The organism is Pseudoclavibacter sp. RFBJ3 (assembly GCF_002931375.1).
GTDB lineage: Bacteria > Actinomycetota > Actinomycetes > Actinomycetales > Microbacteriaceae > Pseudoclavibacter.
The window spans coordinates 340,812-355,273 of sequence record NZ_PSXZ01000015.1 but is presented as its reverse complement, the minus strand read 5'-3'; the positions used below and the strand labels follow the sequence as shown (position 1 = coordinate 355,273).

Genomic DNA, 14,462 nt, shown 5'->3' with positions numbered 1-14,462 from the left:
CGGGCGACGGAGATCGATCAGCTGCGTCCGCCTCGGCGCTTGCCGAGCACGTCGATCGCCACGGCGAGCAGCAGCACGAGGCCCTTGATGACCGACTGCCAGGCCGAGTCGACCGAGAGGATCGAGAGTCCCATGTTGAGGACACCCATGATCATCGCGCCGATGACTGCGCCGATAACCGTACCAACACCACCGGTCACGGCCGCGCCACCGATGAACGCCGCCGCGATGGCGTCGAGCTCGTAGGTGTTGCCGGCTGAAGCGACGGCGCCACCTGCGCGGGCCGTCGTCACGATGCCGGCGAGCGCGGCGAGCACACCCATGTTGACGAAGATGAGGAAGTTGACGCGCTCCGTGCGCACACCGCTCATCTTGGCCGCGAAGAGGTTGCCACCCATGGCGTAGACGTTCCGGCCGAAGACGGTGCGCTGCAGGATGAACGTGTAGAGCATGATCAGCACGGCAAGGATGATGAGGATGATCGGCAGGCCCTTGTGTGCCGAGAGCAGCCACGCGAACGCGAGAACTGCGATGGCGACGATCGCGAGCTTCGCGATGAGGGCGGCCCCGGGCTCGACGGGGAGGTCGAGCTTCTTGCGGCGTGCGCGGGTGCGGAGCTGGCTTCCGATGACGGCTGCGACGACGACAAGCGCGATGAGCATCGTGACGACGTCGTGTCCGCCGAGCATCGTGCCCATCGATTGCGGCAGCGAGCCCTTGCCGATGGCGACGAACTCGTCCGGCAGCGCGTTGATCGTTCCACCCGTGAGGAGCACGAGCGTGAGGCCTCGGAAGAGCAGCATGCCCGCTAGCGTCACGATGAACGCCGGTATGCCCACGTAGGCGATCCAGAATCCCTGCCAGATGCCGATCACCGCCCCCGCCGCGAGGCCGATGAGCACCGCCGCGAACCACGGCAGCCCCCATTGGGTGATGGCGATGGCCGTGATGGCGCCCACGACCGCGACGACCGAGCCGACCGACAGGTCGATGTGGCCAGCGATGATGACGATGATCATGCCGACCGCGAGGATCAGCACGTACGCGTTCTGCTGGATGAGGTTGTTGATGTTCGCGGGCAGCAGGAGCTTCCCGCCGGTGAGGATCTGGAACAGGATGATGATGACGGCGAGTGCGCCGAGGATCCCGTACTGGCGGACGTCGACCGACATCCTCACTTTCCGGGTGCCTGCTTCGTTCGCGGCCTCGGTGTTCGTGGTGGTCACGACTCGTCCTTTCCAGCGGTCATGTACTGCATGAGCAGTTCCTGTGTTGCGTTCTCCTTGGAGACCTCACCCGTGAGGCGTCCTTCGGAGATCGTGTAGATGCGGTCGGCGAGGCCGAGCAGCTCGGGGAGCTCGGAGGAGATCACGACGACCGCCCTGCCCTGCTCGACGAGCTTGTTGATGAGCCCGTAGATCTCGTACTTCGCGCCGACGTCGATGCCGCGGGTGGGCTCGTCGAGGAACAGCACGTCAGGGTCGGTCTGCAGCCACTTGCTGAGCACGACCTTCTGCTGATTGCCGCCGGAGAGCTTGCCCGTGGGCGTCGCGACGCTCGCCGTCTTGATGTTCATGGACTTGCGGTAGCCCTCGGCGACGCCGTTCTCCTTGATGCCGTCGACGATGCCCCAACGGGCGACCTTCTTCGCGGCGGCCGCGGAGATGTTGGCCTGGATGTCGCCGATGAGGTTGAGGCCGAGGTGCTTGCGATCCTCGGTGGTGTACGCCAGGCCGTTCTTGATGGATTCGTTGATGGTCTTCGTGGAGATCAGCTGTCCCGACTTGTACACCTCCCCGGAGATGTTCGTACCGTAGCTGCGGCCGAAGATGCTCATGGCGAGCTCCGTGCGGCCTGCGCCCATGAGGCCGGCGAAGCCGATGATCTCGCCGGCGCGCACGTGGAACGACACGTCGTCGACGACCTTGCGGCTCGGGTCGGCCGGGTGGTGCACCGTCCAGTTCTCGACGCGCAGCTTCTCCTCCCCGATGACCGCCTCGCGGGGCGGGAACATGGAGGAGAGCTCGCGGCCGACCATGGCGCGGATGATCCGACCCTCGGTCGCATCCGGCTCGGTCATGTCGATCGAGTCGATCGTCGCCCCGTCGCGGATGATCGTGACGCGGTCTGCGATGCGCCGGATCTCCTTGAGCTTGTGGGAGATGATGATCGACGTGATGCCCTGCTCGCGCAGCTGCTCGATGAGGCCGAGCAGGTGCGCGGAGTCTTCGTCGTTGAGGGCCGCGGTCGGCTCATCGAGGATGAGCAGCTTCACGTCCTTCGACAGCGCCTTGGCGATCTCCACGAGCTGCTGCTTGCCGACGCCGATCTCGCGGATGACGGTTGCGGGGTTCTCGTTGAGGCCGACCCGCTTGAGCAGCTCCGCCGCACGGCGGTTGGTCTCGTCCCAGTCGATGACGCCGAAGCGCTGGATCTCGTTGCCGAGGAAGATGTTCTCCGCGATCGACAGGTAGGGGCTGAGGGCGAGCTCCTGGTGGATGATGACGATGCCGTCTTGCTCGCTGTCGTTGATGGTCTTGTACCGCACCTCGCGGCCATCGAACTCGATGGTCCCCTCGAAGGTGCCGTAGGGGTAGACGCCGCTCAGGACCTTCATGAGCGTCGACTTGCCCGCGCCGTTCTCGCCGCAGATGCCGTGCACCTCGCCGCGACGGACTTCGATGTCGACGCCCGCGAGGGCTCGCACACCGCTGAATTCCTTCACGATGTTCGACATCTTCAGGATTGTGTCGTCTTGCACCATTGCTCCGTCTCACTTTCCGAGCGTCACCGCTCGGCACTGCTGCGCCTCGAGGGCGCGAGCTGCAACAGAAGCGCGCTCGGGCTGGTGTGGGGGCACAGCCAGCCCGAGCGCGTTCAGTGTGGTGTCGGTGACTCGTTAGAGTCCGACGTCCGATGCCTTGAGGAAGCCACTGTCGATGAGCTTCTCCTGCACGGTGTCCTTCGTGACGACCTCGGGGTCGAGGAGGTACGAGGGGACGACCTTGACGCCGTTGTCGTAGCTCTCGGTGTCGTTGACCTCGACCTCGGTGCCCGCCTTGAGCGACTCGACCATGGCGAAGACCTGGTCGCCGAGGAGGCGGGTGTCCTTCCAGACCGTCATCGACTGCTTGTCGGCGAGGATGTTCGTGACCGATGCCTTGTCAGCGTCCTGACCCGTGAGGATGGGCCACTCGGAGCCGGGCGTGTAGCCGGCGGAGACGAGCGCCTCCGCGATGCCCTGGGCGAGGCTGTCGTTCGGCGAGAGGACGACGTCGACCTTCTTGTCGGCGTAGTTCGAGGCGAGACGGGTCTCCATCTCGTCCTGAGCGCCGGCGCTCTCCCAGCCCTGGATGCCGACCGAGGCCCAGTCGTCGTTCGATGCCGGCGACTTGCCGGAGCCGACGACGAGCTTGCCTTCGTCGATGTACGGCTTGAGGACGTCCCAGGCTCCGGAGAAGAAGAACTTGGCGTTGTTGTCGTCCGGGCTGCCGGCGAAGGGCTCGAGGTAGAACGGGCCGGGCTGGTTCTCGAGGTCCAGGCTGTCGACGATGTACTCGCCCTGGAGCTTGCCCACCGCGTAGTTGTCGAACGTCGCGTAGTAGTCGACGTTCTCCGTGTCGTTGATGAGGCGGTCGTAGGCGATGATCGTGACGCCTTCGTCAGCCGCATCCTGCAGCACCGGTGCGAGCACCGAGCCGTCGATGGCGGCGACGACGAGCACGTCGACTCCGGATGCGATCTGGTTCTGGATCTGCGAGATCTGCGTGTCCGGGTCGTTCTCGGCGTACTGCAGGTCGGTCGTGAAGCCGGCCTCGTCGAGCTTGCTCTGGAGCTGCGCTCCGTCGTTGATCCAGCGCTCGAGCTCGCGGGTGGGCATCGAGATGCCAACGCTCTCGACCTCGACTGCTGCTCCTGCTTCGCCGGTTGCTGCTGGGTCTGCTGGCGCGTCGCATGCGGTGAGACCGAGTGCGAGGCCTCCAACGACTGCGAGACCGAGCAACTTCTTCGTTGCTGACATGACGGTCATTTCCTCTCTGAAATGTGTTGCCCTAAGTTGTCGCGCCAAACATATACCCACTTGGGTCAGGTTGTGCAACCCCGTGTCAGATTCGTGACAAAACTGGCCCCAGGCGCCATCCGAACCCCGTCTCATCCGGAACTCGTGGTGGAAGTGACACAACGAAGTGCTATATGTTGCTCTCTGGAACTTATCAACGACGATACCTAGAACGGACTCCCATGTCTCTGACTCCCACCCCCGCAGACAAGTTCTCATTCGGTCTGTGGACCGTCGGCTACAACGGGACCGACCCGTTCGGCGGCCCGACGCGCGCCGACCTCGACGTCGTGCACGTCGTCGAGAAGCTCGCAGAAGCCGGCGCTTACGGCCTCACCTTCCACGACGACGACCTCTTCCCGTTCGGCTCGAGTGACGAGGTCCGCGACTCGCAGATCTCCCGCCTCCGTGGCGCACTGGATGCGACCGGGCTCGTCGTTCCCATGGTCACGACGAACCTCTTCTCCGCTCCCGTGTTCAAGGACGGCGGCTTCACCTCCAACGACCGCGACGTGCGCCGCTTCGCGCTGCGCAAGGTCCTCCGCAACCTCGACCTCGCCGCGTCGCTCGGCGCCGAGACGTTCGTCATGTGGGGCGGCCGCGAGGGTGCGGAGTACGACTCCGCGAAGGACATCCGCCAGGCCCTCGAGCGCTACCGCGAGGCCGTCAACCTCCTCGGCGACTACGTCACCGACAAGGGCTACAACATCCGCTTCGCGATCGAGCCGAAGCCGAACGAGCCCCGAGGCGACATCCTGCTCCCCACGGTCGGCCACGCACTCGCCTTCATCGAGACCCTCGAGCGCCCGGAGCTCGTCGGCGTGAACCCCGAGGTCGGGCACGAGCAGATGGCCGGCCTCAACTTCGCGGCCGGCATCGCGCAGGCCCTCTACCAGGGCAAGCTCTTCCACATCGACCTCAACGGCCAGCGCGGCATCAAGTACGACCAGGACCTCGTGTTCGGCCACGGCGACCTGCAGAACGCGTTCGCGCTCGTCGACCTGCTCGAGAACGGCGGCCCCAACGGCGGCCAGACCTACACGGGCCCCCGCCACTTCGACTACAAGCCCTCGCGCACCGAGGACGAGACGGGCGTCTGGGAGTCGGCGGCAGCGAACATGCGCACCTACCTCCTCCTCAAGGAGCGCGCGGCGGCCTTCCGCGCCGACCCCGAGGTGCAGGAGGCCCTCGCGGCATCCCGCGTCGACGAGCTCTCCACGAACACGCTCGGCGAGGGCGAGACCTACGACGACTTCCTCGCTGACCGCTCCGCCTTCGAGGACTTCGACGCCGACGCGTACTTCAACGGCAAGGGCTTCGGATTCGTGCGCCTGCAGCAGCTCGCGCTCGAGCACCTCATGGGCGCACGCGGCTAGCACACGCCCAACGACTGACGGGCTCCCCCGTCCCCGCGCAGAGCTGCGGCGGATGCACTCACCACGCGCGTGCATCCGCCCCAGCTCTGTCGTGCATGCTCGACCAGCACCTGAACCTCAACACAGCGCTCGCCCTACAGAAAGCAGACCACAATGCTCGTCGCCGGCTTCGACTCGAGTACGCAGAGCTGCAAGCTCGTCATCCGCGATGCGGAGACGGGTGCGCTCGTCCGCCAGGGGCGCGCAGCTCACCTCCCCGGCACGGAGATCGACCCGGCGAACTGGTGGGCTGCCGTCCAGGGCGCGACCGAGGCCGCCGGCGGGCTCGACGATGTGGCGGCGATCTCCGTCGCCGGCCAGCAGCACGGCATGGTCGCCCTCGACGCCGAGGGCCGCGTCGTCCGCGACGCCCTCCTCTGGAACGACACCCGCAGCGCAGGCGCAGCACGAGACCTCATCGCCGAGTTCGGCCAGGATGCGCTCGTCGAGCGCACGGGACTCGTGCCCGTCGCCTCGTTCACGATCACGAAGCTGCGCTGGCTGCGGGATGCGGAACCCGAGAACGCGGCGCGCGTCGCGGCCGTCGCACTCCCCCACGACTGGCTCACGTGGCGCCTCCTCGGCTACGGCCCAGCAGGCGAGAGCCCCCTCGGCCCGGACCTGACGAAGCTCACGACCGACCGCTCCGACGCGTCGGGGACCGGCTACTGGTCGCCGTTCACGCTCGACTACGACCGCGAGCTGCTCATCGCGGCGCTCGGCCACGACGCCGTCCTGCCCCGTGTGCTCGGACCGGACGAGGTCGCTGGGAAGACACCGGCCGGCGCACTCGTCGCCGCGGGCGCCGGCGACAACGCTGGTGCGGCGCTCGGTCTCAACGCGCGCGCGGGCGACGTCGTCGTCTCGATCGGCACCTCAGGCACCGTCTTCTCCGTCGCCGACCGGCCGGTGGTCGACCCCCGCGGTGGGCTGGCCGGGTTCGCGGACGCGACGGGAGCGTTCCTTCCCCTGTCCGCGACGCTCAACGCCGCTCGCGTCATCGACACGACCGCCGAGGTCCTCGGCGTCGACCACGAGGAGTTCGGTCGGCTCGCCGCATCGGCACCCTTGGGCTCTGGTGGTCTCGCGTTCGTGCCGTACCTCGACGGCGAGCGCACCCCCGACCTGCCGGATGCGACCGCGTCGCTCCTCGGCATGACCCGCGGCTCGTTCACCCGCGAGAACCTCGCCAGGGCCGCAGTCGAGGGCATGCTCGGCAGCCTCGCGCAGGCACTCGACGCCCACCGTGCGCTCGGTGTCGAGGCGAAGCGAGTCATGCTCATCGGCGGCGCAGCACTGAGCGAGGGCGTCCGCGCCGTCGCTCCGACGCTCTTCGATGTGCCTGTCGAGATCCCGGCACCCGGTGAGTACGTCGCCGACGGCGCGGCCCGCCAGGCCGCCTGGGTGGCGACCGGGACACGTCCGGACTGGCCCGTCGAGACGATCGCTCACCTCGAGCCCGCCCCCGACGCGGCACTCCGCAGCCGCTACGCCGCGGCCGCGAGGCTCGCCCGCGAGACCGAAGAGGCAGGAACGGGACTCCACGCCGCCTGACGCGAACGAAGGTGCGAGCGCGAGTCGAGGACAAGCGCAGAGACGCACAGCCCCACAGACGCGGGGACACGCAGAGAGGGGCAGCGCCGGCCGGCGCTGCCCCTCTCTGCGTCACAGGGACCGCATCACGAAGCGGTGATCACCGGGCCGCTCAGGCCTGGATGGTCTCGACCTTCGTGCCGCTCTCGACCTCGATCTTGCGTGGCTTCGCGCGCTCGCTGACCGGCACGGTCACGGTCAGCACGCCGTGCTCGTAGCTCGCCGCGATGCGCTCGGTGTCGAGACCCTGGCCGAGCGTGAACTGGCGGAGGTAGCTGCCGCCGTTGCGCTCACGGACGAGCCACTTGGCGCCCTCGGCGTTGACGGTGCTGCGCTCGGCGCGGATCGTCAGCTGCTGGCCGTCGAGGTCGACGTCGATCGAGCTCGGGTCGATGCCGGGCAGGTCGGCGGTGAGGATGTAGTGGTCGGCCTCGCGGTAGAGGTCGATGGGCATCGAACGCGGGCTGTTCGGTGCTCCCTGGAAAAGGCGTTCCATCTCCTGGAACGGATCGAAGACGCGTGCCATGTCGTTTTCCCTTCCTTGTACGCACGCTCGTCAGCGCGAGACGGTGCGGTGAACTTGAGTCGACTGGTGTCAACTTCCTTGAGCAGAAAATTAGCACTCTGCCCCATCGAGTGCCAGAAAGTTTGCTGAAAACCCCGTCAGCCGTGGGCGAACGCCCCCCCGAAAAGGTCAGCGCACGTCGACGCCGGGCGCAGAGCTCAGTGGGAGCGGTGGTCTTGCACGGTCATACGGGGGCCGTGCTTCGGGCGCGGGTTGCCCGCGAGCTTGATGAGCCGCACGACCCGCTCGCGGTGTCCGCGCCACGGCTCGAGCAGCTCCCGCATGCCGTCGTCGTCGACGTCGCAGCCCGCGAGCGCCCACCCGACCATGTTGGGGATGTGGTAATCGCTGAAGCTCGGGGCGTCAGGGTCGCCATGCGAGCGCTGCACGGTCTCGTTGGCCGTCCACACGCCGACCCCCACGATCGAGCGAAGACGGCGGAGCGGCTCCTCCGACCCCGTCGGCAGGCCGCTCGTGCGCTCGAGTGCCGACGCGACCGTCGCCGAGCGGATCACCGTTCCGGACCGCGAGTAGTCGACGCCGGCCCGATGCCAGTCCCAGCTCGGGATGCGCCGCCACTGCTCCGGCGTGAGCGGCAGGCGCAGGTGCCGCGGCACGAGACCGGCCGGCCCTGGCGCCGCGTCGGCGTGGTCGCGGTGCAGGATGTCCCAAGCGCGATGCGCCTCGAGGCCCGTGATCTTCTGCTCAATGATCGCCGCGCTCAGCGCCTCGAACACCGCGCCCGACTTCGGGAGCCGCAGCCCCTCGTTCCGTCGCCGCACATCCGCCAGCTCCGGCAGGGCGTCGAGACGGAGCTCGCTCCAGTCGTCGTCGCGGCCCAGCAGCGTGGGAGCCTCGTCGACCGCGATCTCGGCGGCCGCACCCCACGACACGACCCGCACCCCCTCCCGGGCCTGGCGGAACACCGTGGTCGCGCCTCCCGCCAGCGTGTGGGACGTGCGCCACACGTCCCGCGACACCGGATGCACCCAGCACGTCGGATCTCGCCTGCCCCGCATGAGGGGAGACAGGGTCTGCTGCACATCGACCGGTGACACCGGCCGATAGAGCGACATGACCCGATCTGGCATGCGGCAAGGGTACGCAGACCCACGGACATTCGGCGTGAGCCCCTCACCTAAAATCGTCCTCATGGCTGTCCCCAAGATCGTGCTCTACTACGCCTTCGCGCCCCTCGCCGACCCGGAGGCGATCCGCCTCTGGCAGCGCGACCTCGCGGCGTCCCTGGGGCTGCGTGGGCGCATCCTGATCTCCAAGGACGGCATCAACGGCACCCTCGGCGGCGAGCTGAACGCGCTCAAGCGCTACGTGCGCACCACCCGGGAGTACGCGGCCTTCAAGGACGCCGACTACAAGTGGTCGGCGGGCACCGGCCTCGACGAGCAGGGACAGAGCCTCGACTTCCCACGCCTCAGCGTGAAGGTGCGCGATGAGATCGTCAGCTTCGGGGCGCCGGGCGAGCTCGAGGTCGACGAGCACGGCGTCAAGGGCGGCGGCACCCACCTCGCACCCGACGAGCTGCACGCACTCGTCGAATCGCGCGACGAGATCGTCTTCTTCGACGGCCGCAACGCGATCGAGGCGCACATCGGCCGCTTCGAGGGCGCCATCGTTCCGGAGACCGGAACCACCCGCGACTTCATCGCCGAGCTCGAATCGGGCAAGTACGACGACCTCAAGTCGAAGCCCGTCGTCACCTACTGCACGGGTGGCGTGCGCTGCGAGGTCCTCTCAGCGCTCATGCTCAAGCGCGGCTTCAGCGAGGTGTACCAGCTCGACGGCGGCATCGTCCGATACGCGGAGCAGTTCGGCAACGAGGGGCTCTGGAAGGGCTCCCTCGCGGTCTTCGACGCTCGCGAGCACCTCGAGTTCGGCCCCGACACCGACGTCCTCGGCCGCTGCCGCGAATGCGAGAGGCCCACGCACCGCACCCAGAACTGCAGCGACCCCTCCTGCAGGGAACGCTTCGTCGCCTGTGCGGACTGCGGCGAGCGCGCACTCCACTGTCCCGAGCACACGCCCGCGGGCCTCAGTGCCGCGGCGGGGGCACCATCCGGTCGGTGACACGCCGGAGACGAAAGACATCTTCACAAATCGGAGATCTTGGATGTGGCGGCACACTGTGCCGTGCTGAGGCACCACAATTGTGGTGACGTAGAACAAAATTGCGCGCTGAGGCTCCTGGCTGCGAGCAGAGCCTCTTCCGCACGGCTATCGTGTGTAGCGGCAGTGAAACATTGCCGATACAAACCATCCGTAGATTCGCAGAGTGGCGAATCCTCGCTTGCAGAAATAGCAGTTCCAGAATCTCGTTCAGTCGTCGTGCCCAGCCCGACTCGCACTGGAGGTACTCCGTGCCCCTTCTCCCCAGTCCGCTCACGCCAGCCGGTTCGCGCTCAGCGACCGCCCGGCGTTCCCGGCTCACCCGAACCCACCGAATGCTCGCAGCACTTGCGATGTCGCTCTTCGCGTTCCTCGGCGTCTTCGCGATGGCCGGCCCCGCGAACGCGGCAGCCGACCCCGTCGATGAGGAGTCGCCGTACTCGATCAGCGGCATCCTCAACTACGAGGGAGAACCCGTCGCGGGCGTCTCGCTCACCGTCGACGGCGACGGCTACTCCGAGACGGTGGAGTCGGGTGAAGACGGCCGCTGGCGCGTGCCCGTCCCAGGCCCAGGCAACTACACGGTCACGCTCGACACGGAGACCCTGCCAGACGGCATCGACCTGCGGAACGAGGACGGCGCCACCGCAGAGGTCACCGAGGACGAATGGTCGACGACCAACGTCGGACGCCTCTTCGCACTCGGAGAGGACACGAGGCAGAGCAGCAACTTCGGCTCGCAGCTCATCGAGCGCCTCGTCGCCGGCCTCAACTTCGGCCTCCTCATCGCGCTCGGCGCGATCGGCATCACCCTCATCTTCGGCACCACCGGGCTGAACAACTTCTCCCACGGCGAGCTCGTCACCTTCGGCGGACTCATGGCCTGGCTCTTCGCCGTCGTCATGGGGCTCAACATCTTCGTCGCCATCATCGTCGTCGTGATCCTCGGCGCCGCCTTCGGCTGGCTCCAGGATGCGACCCTCTGGAAGCCGCTCCGCAAGCGCGGCGTGCGCCTCGTCCCGGCGATGATCGTGAGCATCGGCCTCGGCCTCGCACTCCGCTACCTCTACCAGTTCTTCTTCGGCGGGGCGATCCTCCCGATGAGCTCGGTGGGCCTCAGCGGAGCCGTGGAGTTCGGCCCCGTGCGCATCACGACGGGCTCGCTCCTCAGCATGGGCATCTCGATCGTCACGCTCCTCCTCGTGGCCCTGTTCCTGACGCGCACCCGCGTCGGCAAGGCCACACGAGCCGTGTCCGACAACCCGTCGCTCGCAAGCGCATCCGGCATCAACGTCGACCGCATCATCCGCATCGTGTGGACCACGGCAGGTGGCCTCGCCGCCCTCGCCGGCGTCATGCTCGCCCTCTACCGCCAATCCTCATGGGACATGGGCTTCCAGGTGCTCCTACTGATGTTCGCCGCCGTCACCCTCGGTGGCCTCGGCTCCGCCTACGGCGCCCTCGTCGGCTCGCTCGTCGTCGGCATCTTCGTCGAGCTCTCGACCCTCTTCATCCCCGCCGACCTCAAGTACGCGGCGGCGCTCCTCATCCTCATCCTGGTCCTGCTCGTCAGGCCCCAGGGCATTCTCGGCCGCCGCGAGCGAGTCGGCTAGGAGACGAACCATGGACTGGTCAAACATCCTGAGCAACGCCATCGGCGAGCTCCTCAGCCCCACCACCGCTGCCTACGCGCTCGCCGCGATCGGCCTCGGCATCCACTTCGGCTACACCGGCCTCCTCAACTTCGGCCAGGCCGCGTACATGCTGCTCGGCGCGTACGCGTTCGCGATCCCGACGATCAGCCTCGGCTGGCCCATCTGGGCCGCCGTGCTGTGCGTCATCGTCGTCTCGATCGTCTTCTCGTTCATCCTCGGCGTCCCGACGCTACGGCTGCGCGCCGACTACCTGGCCATCGTCACGATCGCCTCCGCCGAGATCCTGCGGTACATCGTGACGACGACCGGCCTCACCCCCGTGACGGGCGCGGCCAACGGCCTGAACGGCTTCAAGGGCACCTTCGCGGCCATCAACCCGATCCCCGACGGCACCTACGGCTTCGGTCCCTTCACCTACAACGCCTACGACTGGTGGACCCGCATCGTCGGCTGGGGCCTCGTCATCCTCGCGACCCTCCTCGTGTGGGCGCTCATGCGCAGCCCGTGGGGTCGCGTCGTCCGCGGCATCCGCGAAGACGAGGACGCCGTGCGCAGCCTCGGCAAGAACGTCTTCGCCTACAAGATGCAGGCCCTCATCACGGGTGGCCTCCTCGGCTCCCTCGCCGGCATCATCTTCATCCTGCCGAGAGCCGTGCAACCCGCGAACTACACGACGGGTCTCACGTTCTTCATCTGGACGATCATGCTGCTCGGAGGAGCCGCGACGATCTTCGGGCCCATCGTGGGAGCGATGATCTTCTGGGTCGTGCTCTCGCTCACGCAGGGCATCCTGTACGGCGCGATCGAATCGGGCGCGATCACCTTCCTCTCGACGACGCAGGCGGGCCAGCTGCGCTTCATCATCGTCGGAATCGCGCTCATGCTGCTGGTGGTCTTCAGACCCCAGGGCATCTTCGGAAACAAGAAGGAGCTGAGCTTCAGTGCCTGAGCAGACGAGCCCCCCAACGGGCATCCTCCCCACCCACGAGTTCGTCGACGGCAAGGTCGGCCCCGGCTGCAAGAAGGTCGACCCGATCGTCATCGCCGACGGCGTTACCCGCCAGTTCGGCGGCAACACGGCCGTGGATGTGCAGCACCTCGAGATCCCGCGCGGCAAGATCACGGCGCTCATCGGCCCCAACGGCGCCGGCAAGACCACCATGTTCAACCTGCTGACGGGCTTCGACAAGCCCAACACGGGCACGTGGTCGTTCGACGGCACCTCCCTTGCCAACGTGCCCGCCTTCAAGGTGGCCCGCTCCGGCATGGTCCGCACCTTCCAGCTCACGAAGTCCCTCGGACGCATGACGGTGCTCGACAACATGCTCCTCGGCGCCGACCAGCAGGGCGGCGAGGGCATGCTGCGCGCGCTGTTCAAGCCGCTGTGGCGCGACCGCGAGAAGGAGATCACCGAGAAGGCCGACGAGCTCCTCGCCCGCTTCAAGCTCGACGCGAAGCGCGAGGACTACGCGGCGTCCCTCTCCGGCGGACAGCGCAAGCTCCTCGAGATGGCCCGCGCCCTCATGAGCAGCCCGAAGCTCATCATGCTCGACGAGCCCATGGCCGGCGTCAACCCGGCCCTCGTGCAGTCACTCCTCGGCCACGTCAAGGAGCTCAAGAACGACGGCACCACGGTGCTGTTCGTCGAGCACGACATGCACATGGTCACGAACATCTCCGACTGGGTCGTCGTCATGGCCGAAGGCCAGATCGTCGCGGAGGGCCCGCCTGAGACGGTCATGAAGGACCAGGCCGTGATCGACGCCTACCTCGGCGCGCACCACGACCAGGACCTCGGCGACCTCGACATCCAGGAGCTGGAAGTCGAGCGCATCGCCGAGGAACAGGGCGTCGAAGCGGCGGCCGAGTACGAGGCCGAAGTGCTCGGGACGACCACGATCGCCGAGGAGATCGCCGAGACGAAGCCCGGGACCGAGACGACGGAGAGTGACAGCAAATGAGCGAGACGACGCCAAACGCATCCGGTTCTGCGACAGCGACGACCCCCAGAAGCGACGCTGTGCTGTCGACGATCGACCTCGTCGGCGGCTACCTGCCCGGCGTGAACATCCTCAACGGATGCTCGATCGACGCCTACCCCGGCGAGCTCATCGGCATCATCGGGCCCAATGGCGCCGGCAAGTCGACGGTGCTCAAGGCCATCTTCGGGCAGATCAAGATCCGCGGCGGCAGCGTCATGCTGAAGGGCGAGGACATCACGGGCCTGCGCGCCGACAAGCTCGTCGCCAAGGGCGTCGGGCTCGTGCCGCAGAACAACAACGTCTTCCCGTCGCTCACGATCGAGGAGAACCTCGAGATGGGGCTCTTCCTGCGGCCCAAGGTCTTCAACGAGCGGTTCGAGTTCGTCGCCGACCTCTTCCCCGAGCTCGGGAAGCGCCGCAAGCAGCGCGCGAGCTCGCTCTCCGGCGGTGAGCGGCAGATGGTCGCCATGGCGCGGGCCCTCATGATGGACCCGTCGGTGCTGCTCCTCGACGAGCCGTCGGCAGGCCTCTCCCCGGTCCGTCAGGACGAGACGTTCCTGCGTGTGCGCCAGATCAACCGTGCCGGCGTCTCCGTCATCATGGTCGAGCAGAACGCGCGCCGCTGCCTGCAGATCTGCGACCGCGCCTACGTGCTCGACCAGGGCAAGGACGCGTACACGGGCACCGGACGCGAGCTGCTCAACGACCCGAAGGTCATCGCCCTCTACCTCGGCACCCTCGCGGCCGACGAACAGGCGAAGGACGGCGACGCGGCCCACTAGCCGCGAGCATCCACCCAGCCGCCCCGGCCCCCGGCCCGGTCCCCCGCGAAGCCGAAGCCGATCACTGCCCGGCGTTTCGCCCCCTGCCAGACTGCGCAGAGGGCGAAACGCCGGGCAGTGTTGGTTGCCTTCGCGGGCAGCGATGCGCGGGCAGCGGGGGGCCTCCCCACGCCCAGGTTCTGCAGAAGGGCCCCCTCCCCCAGGGGGGGGAGGGAGAGGACGGCAGCGGGGGGCGGATGCTCGGCTCGGGCATGCGATAGGGCCAAGCCCAGCCCCGCCAGGGCAC

Annotated in this window: 12 protein-coding genes; 7 read left to right on the top strand and 5 right to left on the bottom strand. The window is 67.5% G+C overall.

Annotated elements, in window-relative coordinates:
• Positions 1 to 17 precede the first annotated feature (17 nt).
• From mmsB to chvE, 3 genes are all read right to left on the bottom strand, one after another.
• Positions 18 to 1,172 (bottom strand): multiple monosaccharide ABC transporter permease, encoded by a 1,155-nt coding sequence (gene mmsB, locus C5E07_RS15495; RefSeq protein ID WP_104243587.1) that lies wholly within the window; start codon positions 1,170 to 1,172, stop codon positions 18 to 20.
• 50 nt (positions 1,173 to 1,222) lie between these two features.
• Complete coding sequence (gene mmsA, locus C5E07_RS15490; protein ID WP_308471374.1) at positions 1,223 to 2,737, bottom strand: multiple monosaccharide ABC transporter ATP-binding protein; 1,515 nt, start codon at positions 2,735 to 2,737, stop codon at positions 1,223 to 1,225.
• Between the two features lie 162 nt (positions 2,738 to 2,899).
• On the bottom strand, positions 2,900 to 4,021 hold the full coding sequence (chvE, locus tag C5E07_RS15485; protein WP_104300638.1) for a multiple monosaccharide ABC transporter substrate-binding protein: 1,122 nt from the start codon (positions 4,019 to 4,021) through the stop codon (positions 2,900 to 2,902).
• A 221-nt stretch (positions 4,022 to 4,242) separates the two neighbouring features.
• Between chvE and xylA the strand changes: the two genes are divergently transcribed.
• Complete coding sequence (gene xylA, locus C5E07_RS15480) at positions 4,243 to 5,436, top strand: xylose isomerase (protein ID WP_104243539.1); 1,194 nt, start codon at positions 4,243 to 4,245, stop codon at positions 5,434 to 5,436.
• Positions 5,437 to 5,589: 153 nt separating this feature from the next.
• The gene (locus tag C5E07_RS15475) at positions 5,590 to 7,029 is read left to right on the top strand and encodes a xylulokinase (RefSeq protein ID WP_104300424.1); all 1,440 of its coding nucleotides are present in this window, start codon (positions 5,590 to 5,592) and stop codon (positions 7,027 to 7,029) included.
• 151 nt (positions 7,030 to 7,180) lie between these two features.
• Here C5E07_RS15475 and C5E07_RS15470 read toward each other — a convergent pair whose 3' ends face one another.
• Both C5E07_RS15470 and C5E07_RS15465 read right to left on the bottom strand, forming a co-directional pair.
• The gene (locus C5E07_RS15470; RefSeq protein ID WP_104243543.1) at positions 7,181 to 7,594 is read right to left on the bottom strand and encodes an Hsp20/alpha crystallin family protein; all 414 of its coding nucleotides are present in this window, start codon (positions 7,592 to 7,594) and stop codon (positions 7,181 to 7,183) included.
• A 197-nt stretch (positions 7,595 to 7,791) separates the two neighbouring features.
• Entirely contained in the window at positions 7,792 to 8,724 is a 933-nt protein-coding gene (locus tag C5E07_RS15465) for a DNA-3-methyladenine glycosylase (RefSeq protein ID WP_104300422.1), read from the bottom strand.
• Positions 8,725 to 8,785: 61 nt separating this feature from the next.
• Here C5E07_RS15465 and C5E07_RS15460 point away from each other — a divergent pair, with 61 nt between their 5' ends.
• The 5 genes from C5E07_RS15460 (at position 8,786) to C5E07_RS15440 (ending at position 14,176) form a co-directional block, all read left to right on the top strand.
• Entirely contained in the window at positions 8,786 to 9,718 is a 933-nt protein-coding gene (locus tag C5E07_RS15460) for a rhodanese-related sulfurtransferase (protein WP_104300420.1), read from the top strand.
• Between the two features lie 374 nt (positions 9,719 to 10,092).
• Positions 10,093 to 11,370 carry a branched-chain amino acid ABC transporter permease gene (locus C5E07_RS15455; RefSeq protein ID WP_104243549.1) on the top strand — a complete coding sequence of 426 codons (1,278 nt, stop codon included), beginning with the start codon at positions 10,093 to 10,095 and terminating at the stop codon, positions 11,368 to 11,370.
• Between the two features lie 10 nt (positions 11,371 to 11,380).
• Complete coding sequence (locus tag C5E07_RS15450) at positions 11,381 to 12,361, top strand: branched-chain amino acid ABC transporter permease (protein WP_104300418.1); 981 nt, start codon at positions 11,381 to 11,383, stop codon at positions 12,359 to 12,361.
• Positions 12,354 to 13,373 (top strand): ABC transporter ATP-binding protein, encoded by a 1,020-nt coding sequence (locus tag C5E07_RS15445; protein WP_181058078.1) that lies wholly within the window; start codon positions 12,354 to 12,356, stop codon positions 13,371 to 13,373. Before C5E07_RS15450 ends, C5E07_RS15445 begins: the two co-directional genes overlap by 8 nt.
• Entirely contained in the window at positions 13,370 to 14,176 is an 807-nt protein-coding gene (locus C5E07_RS15440; protein ID WP_104243553.1) for an ABC transporter ATP-binding protein, read from the top strand. The genes C5E07_RS15445 and C5E07_RS15440 overlap by 4 nt, the downstream gene beginning before the upstream one ends.
• Positions 14,177 to 14,462: the final 286 nt, after the last annotated feature.